General features: G+C 72.6%; 14 protein-coding genes. 2 read left to right on the forward strand and 12 right to left on the reverse strand.

Annotation, left to right across the window (positions count from 1 at the left end):
- Positions 1 to 10 precede the first annotated feature (10 nt).
- On the forward strand, positions 11 to 442 hold the full coding sequence (locus ABT294_RS05050) for a MarR family winged helix-turn-helix transcriptional regulator (RefSeq protein ID WP_350803631.1): 432 nt from the start codon (positions 11 to 13) through the stop codon (positions 440 to 442).
- On the opposite strand, the gene ABT294_RS05055 is transcribed toward ABT294_RS05050, so the two are convergent.
- The 12 genes from ABT294_RS05055 to ABT294_RS05110 form a co-directional block, all read right to left on the reverse strand.
- Positions 439 to 1,374: a hypothetical protein gene (locus ABT294_RS05055; RefSeq protein ID WP_350803633.1), complete on the reverse strand. Its 936-nt coding sequence runs from the start codon at positions 1,372 to 1,374 to the stop codon at positions 439 to 441. The genes ABT294_RS05050 and ABT294_RS05055 overlap by 4 nt on opposite strands.
- A complete protein-coding gene (locus ABT294_RS05060) occupies positions 1,371 to 1,979 on the reverse strand; it encodes a hypothetical protein (protein WP_350803634.1) in 609 nt (202 codons plus the stop codon). The genes ABT294_RS05055 and ABT294_RS05060 overlap by 4 nt, the downstream gene beginning before the upstream one ends.
- A complete protein-coding gene (locus ABT294_RS05065) occupies positions 1,976 to 4,693 on the reverse strand; it encodes a BTAD domain-containing putative transcriptional regulator (RefSeq protein ID WP_350803635.1) in 2,718 nt (905 codons plus the stop codon). Before ABT294_RS05065 ends, ABT294_RS05060 begins: the two co-directional genes overlap by 4 nt.
- A 75-nt stretch (positions 4,694 to 4,768) precedes the next feature.
- Positions 4,769 to 5,191 (reverse strand): TadE/TadG family type IV pilus assembly protein, encoded by a 423-nt coding sequence (locus ABT294_RS05070; protein WP_350803636.1) that lies wholly within the window; start codon positions 5,189 to 5,191, stop codon positions 4,769 to 4,771.
- Entirely contained in the window at positions 5,188 to 5,580 is a 393-nt protein-coding gene (locus tag ABT294_RS05075) for a TadE/TadG family type IV pilus assembly protein (RefSeq protein ID WP_350803637.1), read from the reverse strand. Before ABT294_RS05075 ends, ABT294_RS05070 begins: the two co-directional genes overlap by 4 nt.
- Positions 5,577 to 5,975 (reverse strand): TadE family protein, encoded by a 399-nt coding sequence (locus ABT294_RS05080; RefSeq protein WP_350803638.1) that lies wholly within the window; start codon positions 5,973 to 5,975, stop codon positions 5,577 to 5,579. The genes ABT294_RS05075 and ABT294_RS05080 overlap by 4 nt, the downstream gene beginning before the upstream one ends.
- A 62-nt stretch (positions 5,976 to 6,037) precedes the next feature.
- Positions 6,038 to 6,259 carry a Flp family type IVb pilin gene (locus ABT294_RS05085; RefSeq protein ID WP_350803639.1) on the reverse strand — a complete coding sequence of 74 codons (222 nt, stop codon included), beginning with the start codon at positions 6,257 to 6,259 and terminating at the stop codon, positions 6,038 to 6,040.
- The gene (locus tag ABT294_RS05090; RefSeq protein WP_350803640.1) at positions 6,256 to 7,179 is read right to left on the reverse strand and encodes a type II secretion system F family protein; all 924 of its coding nucleotides are present in this window, start codon (positions 7,177 to 7,179) and stop codon (positions 6,256 to 6,258) included. The genes ABT294_RS05085 and ABT294_RS05090 overlap by 4 nt, the downstream gene beginning before the upstream one ends.
- Positions 7,172 to 8,014 (reverse strand): type II secretion system F family protein, encoded by an 843-nt coding sequence (locus tag ABT294_RS05095; protein WP_350803641.1) that lies wholly within the window; start codon positions 8,012 to 8,014, stop codon positions 7,172 to 7,174. Before ABT294_RS05095 ends, ABT294_RS05090 begins: the two co-directional genes overlap by 8 nt.
- Before the next feature lie 3 nt (positions 8,015 to 8,017).
- Positions 8,018 to 9,313, reverse strand: coding sequence for a TadA family conjugal transfer-associated ATPase (locus ABT294_RS05100; RefSeq protein WP_350803642.1), 1,296 nt, complete (start codon positions 9,311 to 9,313; stop codon positions 8,018 to 8,020).
- Positions 9,310 to 10,026 carry a CpaE/TadZ family protein gene (locus tag ABT294_RS05105; RefSeq protein WP_350803643.1) on the reverse strand — a complete coding sequence of 239 codons (717 nt, stop codon included), beginning with the start codon at positions 10,024 to 10,026 and terminating at the stop codon, positions 9,310 to 9,312. Before ABT294_RS05105 ends, ABT294_RS05100 begins: the two co-directional genes overlap by 4 nt.
- A 1-nt stretch (position 10,027) precedes the next feature.
- The gene (locus ABT294_RS05110; RefSeq protein ID WP_350803645.1) at positions 10,028 to 10,687 is read right to left on the reverse strand and encodes a hypothetical protein; all 660 of its coding nucleotides are present in this window, start codon (positions 10,685 to 10,687) and stop codon (positions 10,028 to 10,030) included.
- A gap of 679 nt (positions 10,688 to 11,366) precedes the next feature.
- Here ABT294_RS05110 and ABT294_RS05115 point away from each other — a divergent pair.
- Positions 11,367 to 16,346 carry an FtsK/SpoIIIE domain-containing protein gene (locus tag ABT294_RS05115; protein ID WP_350803647.1) on the forward strand — a complete coding sequence of 1,660 codons (4,980 nt, stop codon included), beginning with the start codon at positions 11,367 to 11,369 and terminating at the stop codon, positions 16,344 to 16,346.
- Positions 16,347 to 16,517: the final 171 nt, after the last annotated feature.

Raw genomic sequence — 16,517 nt, forward strand, 5'->3', positions numbered from 1 at the left:
AAGGTGTCACATGCCCCTAGCCGACGACGCCGTCGAGGCGCGCGCCCAGGGCTGGCGCACCCTCGCCGCGCTGCACGCGAAGATCGAGGACCGCCTGGAGAAGGAGCTGCAGAAGGCGCACGGGCTGAGCGTGAGCGAGTACACCGTGCTCGACGTCCTCAACAGGCAGGACGGCTGGCACATGCGCATGCAGCAGCTCGCCCGCGCGGTCGTGCTCAGCCAGAGCGCCACCACCCGGCTCGTCACCCGGCTGGAGAACCGCGAGCTGCTGTCGAGATACCTGTGCGAGGACGACCGCAGGGGGATCTACACCGAGGTCACCCCGGCGGGCCGCGAGCTGCTGGCCCAGGCGGGCCCCACGCACGACACGGTGCTCAAGGAGGTGCTGGCGGAGGCGGCCGGACAGCCGGAACTCGCCCCGCTCGCCTCGGTCATCGCCTAGGGCGTCTTGACGTTGCTCTGCACCTCGCCGACCGGGACGTCCCGGGTGGTGCTCGCCTGCGCGGGAGCGAACTGGACCGGCACCGCGTTCCCAGCCACCTGGACCGGCCAGACCGTGGTCACGGTGAGCTGGTACACCTCGCGCGGCTGGTCGATCGACGCGCGCAGGTAGCGCACGCCGCAGGCGAACGCGCCACCCGTGACGTACGGCTTGCCGGACGCGCCGCACCCGTCCTGGCGCACCTCGGCCCGGTCGGCGGTGGTGCCCGCATCGATCTTGATGTCCTGCCGCGTGGCCACCACGGTCGCGCTCATGACGCCCGGAATCGTGGCGGTGACCGTGCGCCTGGTCTGGCCGGCGTCGTCAAGCCAGACCCAGGTCGGCAGGTTCACGTAGCTCTTGGCGTCGGGGCTCAGCTTCAGCTGCGGCTCGGGCACGGTCAGCGCCGCCCTGGCGATCTCGGCCAGCTCCTGGATCGTGATGCCGGACGGCGGAGTGGTGCCGGGCGGCACGAAGACGAACGGGTCCAGGCTGCCGAAGCACGACTCGCCCTTGGGGTCGGACGCGTTGTAGGCCGGCCCCCACCAGCGCCCCGGCTTGCCGATCTTGTCCTTGAACTGCTGGATGAACTGCTGGAAGCCCTCCTCGCTGGCGTTCTTGGTGAACTTGAACCAGAAGTCGCGCAGCCCCTCCTGCGTCTTGAGCATCTCGGCGGCGTCCGCGCCCGGCTCGTACCAGCAAGGACGCTTGAGCTGGTAGCCGTCGCTCCTACCGCCCTTGGCCCCGTCGCCGGTGATCACGATCTTCGAGAAGGCCAGCTCGACGCCCTTGGTGTTGCCGTTCTCGAAGCCCCTGCCGTGGACCACTCCGTCGCCGGGGGGCGGGTCGAGCAGCAGCAGACCCGCTGCCAGCACGTGGAGCAGGCTCTTCATCGGGGGCACCCTTCCTTGTCGTTGAGGAACGTCCTGATGCGCCAGGCGCCCTGGTCGTCGCGGTGCGCTATCACGGCCTGCAGGAAGGGCTTGCGCGGCCAGGTCGACGGCTTCTTGACGACCTGGCCCTCGGGAGAGAGCAGGCTCAGGCCGGTCTCGTCCACGCAGGTGTTGACCTGCGCGCCCTTGCCGTACGTCGACTTGACGCGGATGTCGTACAGGCGGGCGACGCCCTTCATGGTCCAGCCCTTGTCGGTGAAGAGCCGCACCCACCTGTCGGCCTCGGGCATCGCCGACAGCTCCAGGTTGTTCCCGAAGTCGCCGTCGCCGAGGACGACCGCCTTCCACGACTCGACGTAGTAGTCGACGAAGAGCCTCAGCAGCGGGTCGCGACGTTCGGGCCAGTCGACCCGGATCCGCAGCTGCCGGCCCACGCTGATCGTCCCGTCGCCGGGGGTCTCGGTGGGCGTGCTCCGCGCCGCGGTCTGCTGCGGGCTGGGCGCCGCGGCGGCAGGCGTGTACGCCCGCTCGGGCGCTCCTCCGCCGCAACCGGCCAGCAGGACGAGCGCCCCCAGCCCTGCAGCCAGCACTGGTGTCCGTTTCATGCTGTCGACTCCCTGACTACGTGGATGCGCCACGACGGGAGGAGCTCGTCGATCAGCGCCTCGGTCTCCGGGGCCAATCCGCCGCCGTACGGATGGGAGGCGGCCCTGCGGGTCAGCGCCTCGATGACCGCGCGCAGCCGCGTCAGGTCGTGGGTGGCGTGCGTGGCCCGCAGCAGGTCGCGCCAGAGCCCCTCGTCGTCGGTGGCCAGCAGCAGCGCGGCCCGGATGGCGGCCACCGCGGCGTCCGGCTCGCCCTGCGCCAGCCGGATCTCACACAGGCGGTGCGCGGCGTCGGCGACCCCGGCCGCGACGTCGTACTCCAGGTCGTCGGCCGCCAGCCAGGCGTACCTGCCGGGCGAGCGCCCGGCCAGCAGCGGGCCCCTGACCAGGCCGAGCGCCTTCTCCAGCAGGACGGCACGCGCCGTGGGGTCGCCGTGCGAGCGGCGTACCAGCTCACGGAAGAGCGCCCAGTCGGTGCGCACGCGCGGGCCCAGCCTGAGCCTGCCCGCCTCGTCGGTGCGCAGGTGCTCCCTGCCCAGCCAGTCGGCGACCCTGGCGATCGTGGCGTCCCTGACCATGTCCTGGACGCCGCGCGGCCAGAGCACGCCGCCGAGCACGACCGGGTGCACGCCGCCAGGATGGGTGGCCAGGTAGACCAGCATCTCGTTGGCGAGCGCCATGCGGCCCTCCTCCAGCGGGGCGAGCCCAACGACCTCGATCCGGCCGAGCATCCTGATCTCGACCGCGGGCGGGTGCAGCTCGTCCAGCGGCTCCGGGGCGAGGATCACCTCGCCGTCGAGCTGGTCGGCCGTGTGGAAGAGGTCCACCAGCGCCTTGTAGTGGCGGCGCGGGAGCAGCTGGGCGGTCACCTCGAAGCCCAGCTCGGCGATCTTGGCCTTGCCGTCGTCGGTGATCTCCAGGGTCCAGGTGGCCTGCGGGACCTCACCGGTCACGACATATCCGGCGGTGTCCTTGCGGGCGAGCAGGGCCAGGCGGCGGGCCTCCTCGTGGGTCGGCGCCACCGCCGACAGCAGGTAGTGGGCGTCACGCGGGCTCCCGTGGACGCGTCCCGTCATGACCTCCTGACGCGGCACGGCCGCGGCCTCCAGCTCCGGCAGCACCTCGGCCAGCCCGCCCACGGCCCTGATCCGGTCGGGGGCGATCGCGGTCAGCTCCTCGCCGAAGCCGACGAGCGTGATCCGCATCCCGTCGGACCAGCGGTTGGTGGCCAGCTCGACGGCGAGCGCCGCCAGCGCGGCCGTGGTCTGCGGGCCGCGGACGTTGATCAGGCCCTGCGCGGCCTCCAGGTCGATCAGCACCCGTCCGCCCGCGTCCGTGCCGATCGACACCAGCCCCGGGTACGGCGCGCCGCCCGGCTGCTCCTCCAGCAGGCGGCCCTCGTGCGCGGGCAGCCGCCACACCTGGCCGCCGTCCTGGGCGGTCCAGGGGGCGGGCGGGTCCTCCTCCGGCGGGTGGACCCAGAGGTCCAGCGTGCGCGGCGACAGGTGGGCCGCGTAGACCGTCGGCGGAGTACGGCCCTGCTCGGCCAGCCCGGCGCCGAGCAGCCGCAGGCCCACGTCCAGGATGCGGGCGCCGGGAGCGTCGGCGCCCAGCCTGAGCGCGACCTCGGCCATGGCCGCGTCGTCACGTGGACGGGCCAGCCGGCGGCCGAACGCGCGCCGCCAGAGCTGCCTGCGCCGCCGCCCGGACAGCGCGGCCAGCAGCCCGGCCGCGGCCAGCGACGCCGCCGCCAGGTAGTCGACGAGGTCCAGCCCCTCGCTCTGCGCGGGCCGCTCCCGCGCCGCCGTCGTCTCGGCCCGCGGCTCGCGCCTCTGCTCGCCCTGCTGCCGTACGCCCTGCTCCTGCTCGGCGTGCCCGCGGACCTCGTCGACGACCTCCTTGTGCTGGGACGGCCTGGCGGGGTGCTCCTTCAGCGTCTGCGCCCGCGCCTGCGTCACCGGGACGATGTGCGCGTTACGCGCGTCGTCGGGCATGTCGAGCACCCAGCCCGGCCTGATCAGGTCGGCCATCCGCAGGCGGGAGCCGTCGGGCTGCTCCTTGTACTGGTTGAGCCGGTAGATCTCGGGATATCGCCGCCCGTCGCCGAGGCACTTCTCGGCGATCTCCCACAGGCTCTCGTGGTGCCGCCCGTGCGGCGGTTGCACCACGTACACCTTCTTCGTCCGGTTCGCGTCGGCGACCTGCTCCACGATCGGCGCGGAGAACGCGACCGCCGTCATGGGCGGCGCGGCAGGCGGCGGCGCGGCCAGCCTGGCCAGCGGGACGGCCACCGCCCCCGCCGTGAACAGCAGCAGCACGGCCGAGACGAGCTTGTTCGCCAGCGCCTGCGTCCCGCCGGAGAACGGCACCCTGGCCGGCATGCCGACCCGGCGCACCCCCGCGTACACCTCGACCATCACGCACGCGAAGAGCTGGAACCAGGCGAGCCAGACGAGCAGCACCAGCACGGCCATGATCGTGCTCGGCCCGACGTGGCTGGTCAGCAGGTTCAGGTCGAGCAGTTCGGGAGAGAGCGGCGGCCCGACGAACGTCAGCAGCGCGTACGGCACGCCGCCCACGAGCGCGACCAGGACGACCAGCGCGGCGAGCCCGGCGACCACGTCACCGGCGGTGCGCCTGGCCGGGATGCGCGCGTGCGCCCGTCGCGGCGCGCGCGACCGCCCGCCCGGAGGCACAGGCTCTCGCGTCGGCATCGGCTCTCCTTCCTCGGATTCAGCGTGCTGTGCGGCCGTCACCCGCATCCAGCGGGAGATCTCATCGGGTATGGCTCATCTCGCCTCGGGCCCGGCCGTGGCCCGCCCCTCCATCTCCGAGCCGGGGAACCCGAGGGCTCCCAGGAACAGGGCGTTCCACCGCACCTTCACGGCGACGGTCACCTCGGCCCCGCCGCCGGCCACCGCGCAGTCGCCCCTGGTCACGTCCGTGCCGGCCAGCGCGGTGACGATCTCGTCGGCCCTGGCGCAGACCTGGCCCTCGTCCAGCAGCCTGACCTGCCCGGTTCTGCGCAGCTGGGCCTCGTCGATCCTGTCGGCTCCGGCCCGCGCCGCCTGCTCGGCGATGTCGGCGGCCCGCAGCCGGGCGTTGATGGCCGCGCCACCGTCGACGAGCAGGCCGGCCAGCAGGAAGACGACCACCGAGAACAGGACGGTGAAGACCGACATGGACCCCCGCTCGGCGCGGGCGCCGCTCATTCGACTCTCCTGAACTGCTCCAGCGGGACCACCGAGGTGCCGCGCAGCTGCTTGGTGCCGCCGAAGCCGAGGAAGCCGAGGTCCAGCTCGCAGGTCACCTCGGCCTGCACCTGGCCGCCCTCCTGCCACTTCGACCCGTCCAGGGAGACCTGCGGCGTCGTGCAGTTCCCCTGCAGGCTCTCCTTGACGCTGCTTTCGGCGGCCTGGCCCGCGGCGTCGAAGGTCCGCTGGACCGAGGCCGCCCGCGCGGCGTCGCGCGCCGCGCCGTTCACCTCGCCCTGCGCCTCCACCAGCCGCCCGGCGCCCGCCAGGAACATCAGGAAGAGCAGGAACACGGGCGCCAGCAGCACGGTCTCCACCGCCATCGAGCCCCGGTCCGGACGCTTCACTGGCAGTCGTCCCCTCCGTTGTCGGGCCGGAAGCACTCCACCGGACCGCCCGAGGTGGCGGTGATGGTGAAGGCGAGCTCCGGCAGCAGGGGGATGACCTGCACCGCGCTGCCCGTCACCGTGACCCAGCGCTCGTCGGGATCCTTCGTGGTCACCGTCGCCTCCGCGTCGGACAGGAGCCGGGGGCCGATGGCCTGGATGACGTCCTTGGCCTTCGTCCTGGCTGAGTCCTCCCAGGCCGTCGAGTCGAACGGTGCGGATCTGGCCACCCTGGCGGCCTCCCGGGCGGCGGCCTCCGCCACCTGTCGGCCGTGGAACCAGAGCGCGACCTGCACGATGAGCAGCACGACGGCGAGGATGACCGGCATCAGCAGCGCCAGCTCGACGACCGTCACGCCACGTTCACTCGTACGACCCCTGCTACGGCCTGTAGTACGGCCACAGGGGCGGGAAAGGTTCACGTGTTCCCGCTGCCGCCGCCGAAGCTGTTCTGGATGTCGCTCTGCTTCTGCTCCACAAGGGTTTTGATCAGCGTGGCCAGGCCCAGCGCGACCCCGGCGATGATGGCGGTGATGATCACCCACTCGACGGCCGACGCGCCCCGGGTGGGTGCGGTGCGCGCCCGGTGGATGCGCACGCTCAGCAGTGCCTGCAGGTAGACGATCCAGGGATGGTTCATGAGGCCCCCAACATCTTCATAGCGGCGGGAAAACTGAGAAAGATCACGAAACCGGCGCAGAGCAGGAGCTGGGCGACGAGCATCGACTGCGAGCGCTCGCCCGCCTTGCCCTCGATCTCGGCCAGCTCCCGGCGGCGCAGCGTGGCGGCCCTGGCCGTGAGCGAGGCGCGCACCTTCGCTCCGTCGTCGGCGACCAGGCCCAGGGCGGCCGACAGGTCGCGCAGCTCGTCCACGTTGATCTCGTCGCCGAGCTGGCCGAGCGCCTGCCAGGGGGTGATGCCGACGATCCTGGCCCCGCTCAGCGCCTCACGGATGCGCGACATCGCCCAGTTGGGCTGGTCGCCGCTGACCGAGACCGCCATCATCAGCGCCTCAGGGACGCCCCTGCCGCCCGCCAGGTTCATCGAGACCAGGTCGAGGAAGGCGCCGACGACGTGCCTGAAGTCGCGCCGCCTGGCCGCCGCGTCGCGGCGTACCTGGAGGTCGGGCAGGAAGAAGAAGGCGATCGACGCGGCCACGGCCGCCCAGAACGGGATCGCGTACGAGGTGCCCCACTCCATCAGAGCCAGCCAGCCGATCAGGACGGGGAAGGCGAGCAGCCCGGCCGCCGCCAGCAGCGCCTTCGTGGCCAGGAAACCCTCGAACGACCGCCCGACCAGCGCCAGGTCGGCCCTGACCGACCTGACCTCCCAGCCACGTGCGGCGTAGAAGCGGGCCAGCCTAGCGCCCAGGCCCCGGCGGAAGGCGCTGACCTCCTCGTCGGGCAGCACGAGCTGGATGCGGGGCGCGTCGGCGTCGCCCCGGACGGCCTCGATCGCGAGCAGCCGCGCCACCAGCCCCGGCCTGGCCGGGAAGAGCGCCCGCAGCAGCAGGAACAGGCCGAGCCCGAGCGTGACGCCCGCGAGTACCGCCTCAACCATCGCCGCCTCCGACGAGCAGTCGTGTGGGCTTGTCGAACCTGGCCAGCCTGCGCATCCAGGCGAATCCGGCGCCGAACAGGCCGGCCACGACGACGAGCACCGCCTGTCCGAGCACGCTGCCGTACTCGCTGACGTAGGACGGGTTGAACACCACGAGCAGCCCGGCGAAGACCAGCGCGGTGATCACCACGATCTGCACGCTGCGCCGGGTGGAGCGCCGTTCGGCCTCGACGCGGCGGCGCATGTCCAGCTCCTCGCGGGCCGAGACGGCCAGCGCCCCGAGCACGTCGCGCAGGCCGGGGCCGCGCAGCCGGGAGTTGAGTATCAGCGCCGCCACCACCAGGTCGGCGGACGGGTCGTCGAGCTCGTCGGCGAACAGCGAGAGCGCGTCGGGCAGCGCCATCCGGGTGTGCAGCCGGTCGACGAGGGCGCGCAGGTGCGGCCTGAGCATGGGCGCGGCGGCTCTGATCGAGGACGGGATGGCCTGTTCGAGCCCGGCCGCGCCGGCGATCGTGTCGCGCAGCGACTCCGTCCAGGCCGCCAGCCCTTCGAGCCTGCGCATCGCGGCGCGCTCCTCGGCCGCCCCGCCCGACAGGCCGCGCCAGGCGAACACCAGCAGCACCGTGCCGACGGCCACGACCGGCCAGCCGGTGACCACCAGCACCAGGGTGGCGGCCACCGCGGCGATCGCGGTGCGGGTCGTGAGCATCTTGACGAGGTGCCGCTTGGGCTGGGACGGCCTGGGGCGCATGCCGTACAGCGACAGGAAGAGCAGGAACAGGCCGCCACCAGCGGCGGCGCCGGGCAGGATGGCCAGCGGTTCGAAGTCGATCATGTCTCACCAGCCTCCTGGCAGGTAGCCGTGCGCGGCGAGCTCGTCCATGCAGGAGATCGGCGCGTGCGGGACGGCGGCGCCGTCGGGGCCCGGCACGAACACCTCGCTCGACAGGACCCGGCCGTCACAGCCGTTGACCTCGCGGATGCTGGAGACGTACCGGCGCAGGGTGCCGCCGCGACCGTAGTCGTTGCGCTTCTCGATGAAGACGACGAAGTCGATCGCGCCCGCGATGAGCATGTGGGTGGCGTCGATCGGGAGGCGCTCGGCGGCCTGCAGGGCGTAGGTGGCGATGCGGTTGAAGACCTCCATGCTGGAGTTCGCGTGGATGGTCGACAGCGAGCCGTCGTTGCCCTGGGTCATCGCGTTCAGCATGGTGACGATCTCGTCGCCGAGGACCTCGCCGACGATGACGCGGCTCGGGTTCATCCGGAGGGATCTCCTGACCAGCTCGGCCATGCTGATCTCGCCCTGGCCCTCGGAGTTCGGCAGCCGCTGCTCGAAGGCGACGACGTTGGGGTGCAGCTCGGGGAACTGGTCGAGGCCGAGTTCGAGGGCGCGTTCGACGGTGATCAGGCGCTCGCCGGCCGGGATCTCGTTGGCGAGGGCTCTGAGCAGGGTCGTCTTGCCCGCGTTGGTGGACCCGGCGATCATGATGTTCTTGCGGGCGCCGACCACCGCACTCAGAAACCTGCCAATTTCCGCACTTATCGTGTTGTTGCCGACAAGATCTGACATGAAGACTTTGCCGAGGCGGGCGCGGCGGATCGACACGGCCGGCCTGACCGTGACGTCCATGACCGCGCTCAGCCGCGAGCCGTCGGGCAGGCGCAGGTCCAGCTGGGGGTTGGCGGTGTCGAACGGCCTGCTCGACAGGCCCGAGTACGCGGCCAGGATCTGAATCAGCTCGATCAGCTCGTCGTCGGACTCCGCCACCGGTTCGTGCGACACCTCCTGGCCGTCGGCGTAGCTCACGAAGACCCGGTCGCAGCCGTTGATGTCGATGTTCTCGACCTCGGTGTCGTCGAGCAGCGGCTGGAGGCGTCCGACGCCGAACAGCGCGGCGTGGATGCCCGCTGCCAGCCCCTCCTCCTCTTCCACCGTGGGAGGGGTGCGGCCGAGGCCGATCTCACTGCGCGCGTGCTCCTCCAGCACCTGCGAGATCAGCGCTCTGGCGAACTGGCGCTCGTCCTCGCCGGTCATCGCGGGGACGCCGTTGGCCTGGTCAAGCCTGCGCTGGTGGGCCAGGCGGTCGCCGACCTCCTGGCGGAAGCGCTTGACGAGGGTGTGGTCGATCATCGGTTGCTCACCAGCCGTCCCGCGAGGTCGCGTGCCGTACGGATCAGGAGAGAACGGTCGAGACGCCCGCCCCACTGGCCGCGCAGCAGTTCGGCGCCCTTCGGATCGTGCGCGAGGCCGTGCACCCAGTCGACGGTGCCGCCGACGATCCTGCGGACGTCGTCGATCGAGGACCGGTAGGTGCGCGAGTCGGCGATCACCACGACCCCGTGCGCCTTGGTGATCGCCAGGCGTTCGCGCAGGTGGGCGACGTGGTCGAGGGTGGGCCTGGTGAGCAGGACGACCTGCTCGGCCTCCGCCATCAGGTCGCCGAGCTGGGGGTGGCCGCCGAGCCTGCCACAGTCGGCGATCACGTCCGCGCCGGGGATCGCCGCCAGCGACCTGCCCAGCGGGCCCCACAGCCAGGTCAGCCCGGCCGCCTGCTCACCGTGGGTCAGCCCGGCCAGCACGTCCAGGCCGCCGACGATCTTCTGCGTGTGCGGGTGGATCTGCGCGGGCTCCAGCCCGCGCCGGGCCGTCGCGCCCAGCGTGAGCAGGCCCCTGCCCGGGTTCAGCACGCCGCCGTCGGCGGCGGGCAGGCGGTAGGCGAGGTCGCCGCCCGCGGGGTCGCACTCGGCGAGCAGCACCGGCCTCGGCCACACCGCCGCCAGCGCGGTCGCGGCCGTGGTCACCCCCGGTGCGCCCTTGTCGGCCGCCAGCACGATCAGCGCCACGTCAGCGCGCTCCCGGCAGCTCGGCCACCGCGATCTCACCGCTGGAGGCGAACCCGGCGATCTCCGGCGACACCGTCGAGTCGACGATCACGGTGATCACGCCGCTGCCGCCCGTCCGGCCGGGCTCGCCGACGTCGAAGACGAGCGCGCTCTCCGCGAGCACCTCGCTCTTCTCCTGACTGCTCCGCCCCGGGACGTGGATGACCTGGACCCGGTCGCCCTCCTTCAGCCCCGCCGGGGCCTGCCCCGGTTTGAGCGCCAGCCCGATCTTGGCCTTGCCGGGGCCGAGCTCCTGGCTGGCCCTGGCGCCCATCTCGTTGGTGAGCAGCGTGCCCGGCAGCACGGTGACCGCGGCGAAGCTCCTGAGGACGTTCGCCCGTTGCGACCAGCTCACGTAGTTGATCCCGGTGTCGGCGATCTGCACCTCCTCGATGGACTGGGCCGTGAACGGCTGGCCGGCGCCGACCTGCTGGGTGACCCTGATCGCGGAGATCCGGTCGCCGCTGCGCAGCACGAGCAGCGTCGTGGCGAGTGCGCCGCCGAGGATGAGGAGTACGGCGAGAGCGGCCAGAGCAGGCTTCCGCTCGCGGGGAGGGACGGGAAGCTTGCGGGAGGCCGGGCCGGACAACCCGTTGGCGACGGGCTTTTCGCTGGTCCTCATGGGTGGGGGGCTCCCATTGTGAATTGTGGAATTCACGCCATTATGTGCATCCGGCTGCCTGGTTGGGGGTCGAATGCGAGGACCCATGCTCGTTTCGCAGGTGAGCGGATGTCAACTCGAAATAATCAATGCCTATTGTTTCTATCAAGTTGACGACTGCTGATTCTTCGGGATATATGCCACCGGGCTCACATGTGACACACTGTTCACTCAGATTGGTGGATTTGGCCGTCTGAAATCCGGTCAATGGGTGCGACCATGCGGGGCATGGCCAGGTCGCGAGGGGAGCACGCCCTGGCGTCTTCGGACGTCCGGGCCCCGCGCCGGGCTGAACGCTTCTGACACCCCTCCCCGACCACCCCGCCGGGCTGAACGCTTCTGACTCCCTCCTCGACCGCCCTCGCCGGGGTGATCACACCGCGGGCACCGGATTCCGGCGTCCGCCATAATCCCCACAAAGCACGTCCTTATCACCCGTGCGCCTATGCGAAGCGCCCGCTCCTTCCGAAGACGCGTCGCATCAATCGCCACGAATCCGCCGGAATCCCGACCTTCGGCACGGGTGTGATGGCAGCGTTATCCACAGGCGTGGCTTTCTCGGCCATTGCCGTCAAGCGGCGCGCCTAGTCTCGCTTCTGGCATTACTTTGGTCGCGCGAGGCCCCACCGAGGAGCGGCACATGCGAATCATGCTCACCGTGCTCGGCGAGCAAGGCGATCGCGACGTCGTGGTCGACGGCGACGAGGGCGCCACGGTCGCCGCGGTCACCTCGGCGCTCGGCGACCAGGAACAGCTCGCCGAGGTGGTCCGGCTGCCCAGAGCCAGAGCTCCCTACGGCATCTCGCCCCCGGCGTCGCCTTCCGCGCGCCTCGGGCGCGTGCCGGAGGCGGCCGAGGCGCGCGTGCCGCGGCAGCGCGGGGCCGAGGTTCCAGGTCTCTGGCGCAACGGCCGCGCCCTCGACCCGCGCGCCCTGGCCGGGGCGGTGCTGCGCGACGGCGACAAGGTCACCCTCGACTCCCGTCTCGCCAGGGCCACGGTGATCGAGGAGCCCGGCGGAGTGGCCGAGGTGCGGGTCGTCGGCGGCCCGGCCGCGGGCACGGTGCACAGGCTCGGGCTGGGCGTGCACGTCGTCGGGGCCGACCCGATGTGCGCGATCTCCGTGGCCGACCCGCTGATGGCCCCCGAGTCCGCCACCCTGCGCGTGACCCCCGACTCGATCACCGTCGAGCCGGCCCGCCGGGCGGCGCCGGGCCAGGCCCCGCGGCTCAAGCTCAAGGGGCGGTGGGCCGACGAGGTCGCCGAGCTGACGGCCCAGGTCGCCGAGCGGGAGGCGGCTGCGCGCGCGGGCGCGTCCTACCAGGGGCCGGAGCTGGCAGGGCAGCCGGTCACCGAGCCCCGCGACTGGCCCGAGCACGCGCTGCTGACCTGCGGATCGTCCGTGTTCACGCTCACGGCGATCGAGCCGCGCGACGCGCACCTCGCGCCCGGGCAGGAGGGCGGCGTCTCCTACAACCGGCCGCCCAGGCTGCGCCGTCTCGAGCCTGAGCGCGCGTTCGAGAAGCCGCAGGAGCCGCAGCGGGGCGAGGGGATGCGGCTGCAACTGCTGGCCGCGTTCCTCCCCGCGGTGCTCGGCCTGACGCTGGCCTACGTCATGCACCAGTGGTACTTCCTGCTCATGGCCCTGATGACCCCGGTCATCATGATCGGCCAGTGGCTGAGCGACCGCCGCCACGGCAAGAAGAAGCACCGGCAGGCGCTCAAGGAGTACAGGCGGCGGCTGGAGGCGTACGAGGAGGCCGTCGAGCGGGCCAGGGCCGAAGACGAGCTGCTTCGCCGGTCCGACGCCCCCGATCCGGCCCAGGTGCTGCTCACCGCCACGGGGCCGCGCAGGCGGCTGTGGGAGCGCCGGATCCACGACCCCGACTCGCTCAGGCTCCGGGTGGGGTTGGCCGACCTGCCCGCCAACCTGGAGCTGACCGAGGAGCGCGGCGGCCCGCTCCCCCCTCCGGTCTGCCGTGCCGTGCCGGTGGCGCTGGCCATGCGCAGGCTCGGCGTCGCGGGCGTCACCGGCCCTCGCGACGTCGCCACGGGGCTGGCGGGCTGGCTGATCGGCCAGGCGGCGACCCTGCACAGCCCGCGTGACCTGGCGATCGTGGTGCTGTCCACGCGCGCCGACGCCGAGCGCCGCTGGGGCTGGGTGCGCTGGCTGCCGCACTGCGCGCCGCGGGCCGGGGAAGACTGCGTGACGCTGGTCGGCACCGGTCCGGAGACCGCCGCCCGCAGGGTGAGCGAGCTGGCCGCGCTGATCGACGAGCGGCAGAAGACCGCCATCCCGGAACTCGGCAAGATCCCCAAAGGCTGGGACGATCTGGGCGGTGCCGAGCCTCCCGCCTTCTCCCGCTACGACGTCCGGCCCTACGACGTGCTCGTCGTCATCGACGGCGCGCAGGCCCTGCGCGGCCTGCCCGGCATGCCGCAGGTGCTGCGCAAGGGGCCGCACGCGGGCGTCTTCACGCTGGCGCTCGACGACGACCAGCGGCTGCTGCCCGAAGAGTGCGCCACGGTCGCCGACTGCGGCGACGACGGCCAGGTACGGCTGCGCGGCGGCGGCCTCGACGTCATCGGGCCGGTCCTGGCCGACCTGGTGTCACCGTCCTGGTGCGACCGGCTGGCCAGGGCGCTCGCCCCGATCCGCGACGTGAGCAGAGATGACCCGTCCGGCAACCTGCCCGACGCGGTGCGGCTGCTCGACCTGCTCGGGCTGCGCGCCGCGTCCGGCCGCGAGCTGGCCTCCCGGTGGCGCGCCCGCGGGTCCACGGAAGCGGTGATCGGGGTCGGCCCCGACGGCCCGTTCTCGGTCGATCTCCGGCTCGACGGCCCCCACGGGCTGATCGCGGGCACGACGGGGGCGGGCAAGTCCGAGCTGCTGCAGACGCTGATCTCCACGCTGGCCGTCGCCAACCGTCCCGACCAGCTCACCTTCGTGCTGATCGACTACAAGGGCGGCGCCGCGTTCAAGGAGTGCGTCCGGTTGCCGCACACGGTCGGCATGGTCACCGACCTCGACGGCCACCTCACCCAGCGGGCCCTCGACTCGCTGGCGGCGGAGATCCGGCGGCGGGAGCGGCTGCTGCTCGCCGCCGGAGCCAAGGACATCGACGACTACACCGGCGGCCCGTTACCGCGCCTGGTGTTGATCATCGACGAGTTCGCGGCGCTGGTGGCTGAGCTCCCCGACTTCGTCACCGGCCTCGTCGACATCGCCCGCAGGGGCCGTTCGCTGGGCATCCACCTCATCCTGGCCACCCAGCGTCCCGCCGGAGTGGTGACGGCCGACATCCAGGCCAACACCTCGCTCCGCATCGCGCTCAGGGTCACCGAGACCAACGAGTCGACGGACGTCATCGACCTGCCGGACGCGGCGCACATCGCCAAGTCCACGCCCGGGCGGTGCTACGTCAGGTCCGGTGTGGGCGCGGCCACCGCCGTCCAGACGGCCCGGGTGGGGGGCCGCGCCCCGGTGTCCACCTCGCTCGGCGGCAGCCCGTCCCGGGCCGGGGAGCTCTCCGGGGGCGGCGCCGCGGGGGCGGCCGGGCGCGTACGGGTGGTCGACGTCGACTGGCGGTCACTCGGACGGTCACTCCCCGCGCCTCCGCAACCCTCGGAAGAGTCGACCGTCACCGACCTCACCATCCTCGCCGACGCCCTCATCGAGGCCGCCGACCTGGCCGGAGTCCCCGAGCAGCCGAGCCCCTGGCTCGACCCCCTGCCCACCCAGCTCGTCCTTCCGCTCCCTCCGCCCCCGGCGGCAGCCCACCCGGCCCGCGCCGGCGCGTCCAGCCCCTACGCCGTCAACCCGACAGACCTCCACCACGCAGGCGAGCTCGCCGCCCAGCCGCGCGCCACCCATCCCACGGATCTCCATCACGCAGCCGGAGCCACCATCCATCCCCGCACGGCCGATTCCACGGAGTTCGACCACGCTGGCGGGTTCGCCGCCCGGTCCCACTCAGGCGCCGACCCGGCGCGCCTGCGAGGCCAGGCCGGCCACCTACCCACGTCGAACGGCTCGCGCGGTGCTGAGGCGTTCGGGGAGGTGGCGCCGTTGGCGTTCGGGGTGATGGATCGGCCGTGGGCGCAGGATCGCGCGCCGCTCATGCTCGACCTGCCCCGCGGCGGCCACCTGCTCATCGCGGGGGCGGCCCGCAGCGGCAGGTCCACCGCGCTGCGGACGATCGCGGGCGCCATCGCGGCGCACGCCTCCCCTGCCGACGTGCACGTCCACGCGATCGACTGCGGCTCCGGCGCGCTGCTTCCGCTGATGGCGCTGCCCCATTGCGGCGCGGTCGTCACCCGCGACCAGCTCGACCGCGTCGAGCGACTGCTGGCCCGTCTGCGCGCCGAGGTGGGCCGCAGGCAGCAGCTCCTCGCGGAGGCCGGGCACGCCTCGCTGACCGAGTACCGGCAGGCCGGCAACCGCCTCCCCTGGCTGGTGCTGATGCTCGACCGCTGGGAGGGCTACGTCGCGGCCTTCGAAGGCTACGACTACGGCCGTCTCACCGAGGCCCTCCTGCAACTCCTGCGCGAGGGCCCGGCGGTGGGGCTGCGCGCGGTGGTCACCGGCGACCGGTCCTGCCTGCTGGGGCAGGTGTCGACCGTCTTCGACGACCGTCTGATCCTCCGCCTGGCCGACTCGTCCGACTACGGCCTGGCCAACTTCCCGCTCAAGGAGCTGCCGTCGTTCATGCCGCCCGGGCGCGCCCTCTCGATGGGCGAGCACGGCATCGTCGAGAGCCAGATCGCCCTCCTCGCCGACGACCCCTCCGGCCCGGCTCAGGTGGCCGCACTCCAGTCCCTGGCCCGCGCGGCGGGCGGCGCTACGGGCCACAGATCGTCCGGAGGCGTCGCCCCGATCACCTGGCGCTGGCAAGGCACCCCGCCGCTCAGGGTCGACGCCCTCCCCACGCGCATCACCGCCCCCCAGGCCCTCGCCCTGAAGCCCGGATTCGTTCCGCCCTCGCCGCTCTGGGCGCTGGTCGGCGCGGGCGGTGACGCGCTGACGCCGATGGGGTTCGACCTGCTCGCGCAGGGGCCGGGCGCGGTGATCGCCGGTCCGGCGAGATCGGGGCGGTCGTCGGCGCTGCTCACCGCCGCGATGTCACTGATCTCCCAAGGGACACCGGTCGTCGCCGTGGCCCCCAGACGCAGCCCGTTGCGGCACCTGGAGGGCGCGCTCGCCGTGCTCGACGGCAACGACACCGGGCTGTCGGAGCTCGTCGCCGGACAGGACCGTTACGTGGTGCTCGTGGACGACGCCGAGCTCATCAACCCCGACACGCCGCTCGGGCAGGCGTTGGAGGAGGTGCTCCGGTCAGGAAGGGACGGCGAGCACGGGCTGATCATCGCGGGGGCCACCGGTGATCTGGCTACGGCCTACCGGGGGTTCGTGGCTGAGGCGCGCAAGTCGCGCACGGGGTTGCTCCTGTCCGTGCAGAGCCCCGCCGACGGCGACCTCTTCACCGTACGACTGCCGCGCGGCTCGGTCGGCGGCCCGCCGGGGCGCGGCCTGCTCATCACGACAGGCACCATGACCCCCCTGCAGACCGCCCTCCCGGACCCGGTTGTCCCACCTGCCCGGCTTGGGGAGACGGGAGGGTAGTCGTCGCCGCTTCCTGGGCCAGGCGCGTACGGCCACCCAGGCCAGGAGCCGCCACGTCCTGGCGCGCGTCGGGTGGTAAGCGGGTCAGGGCGAGCGAGTCGGGCGGCGGTGGCCTGGCGCGGGGGTGGGCCGGTAGTGGTGGCCTGGCGTTGGGTCGGGACGGGTCAGGGC

It is taken from the genome of Nonomuraea sp. NPDC000554 (assembly GCF_040300065.1).
Classification (GTDB): Bacteria; Actinomycetota; Actinomycetes; order Streptosporangiales; family Streptosporangiaceae; genus Nonomuraea.

Excerpts from the sequence above, each read along its gene's own strand:
- ABT294_RS05060 (WP_350803634.1), bottom strand. The coding sequence starts at position 1,979 with ATGAAACGGACACCAGTGCTGGCTGCAGGGCTGGGGGCGCTCGTCCTG.
- ABT294_RS05115 (WP_350803647.1), top strand. The coding sequence starts at position 11,367 with ATGCGAATCATGCTCACCGTGCTCGGCGAGCAAGGCGATCGCGACGTC.
- ABT294_RS05070 (WP_350803636.1), bottom strand. The coding sequence starts at position 5,191 with ATGAGCGGCGCCCGCGCCGAGCGGGGGTCCATGTCGGTCTTCACCGTC.
- ABT294_RS05110 (WP_350803645.1), bottom strand. The coding sequence starts at position 10,687 with ATGAGGACCAGCGAAAAGCCCGTCGCCAACGGGTTGTCCGGCCCGGCC.
- ABT294_RS05095 (WP_350803641.1), bottom strand. The coding sequence starts at position 8,014 with ATGATCGACTTCGAACCGCTGGCCATCCTGCCCGGCGCCGCCGCTGGT.
- ABT294_RS05100 (WP_350803642.1), bottom strand. The coding sequence starts at position 9,313 with ATGATCGACCACACCCTCGTCAAGCGCTTCCGCCAGGAGGTCGGCGAC.
- ABT294_RS05050 (WP_350803631.1), top strand. The coding sequence starts at position 11 with ATGCCCCTAGCCGACGACGCCGTCGAGGCGCGCGCCCAGGGCTGGCGC.
- ABT294_RS05085 (WP_350803639.1), bottom strand. The coding sequence starts at position 6,259 with ATGAACCATCCCTGGATCGTCTACCTGCAGGCACTGCTGAGCGTGCGC.
- ABT294_RS05055 (WP_350803633.1), bottom strand. The coding sequence starts at position 1,374 with ATGAAGAGCCTGCTCCACGTGCTGGCAGCGGGTCTGCTGCTGCTCGAC.
- ABT294_RS05065 (WP_350803635.1), bottom strand. The coding sequence starts at position 4,693 with ATGCCGACGCGAGAGCCTGTGCCTCCGGGCGGGCGGTCGCGCGCGCCG.
- ABT294_RS05090 (WP_350803640.1), bottom strand. The coding sequence starts at position 7,179 with ATGGTTGAGGCGGTACTCGCGGGCGTCACGCTCGGGCTCGGCCTGTTC.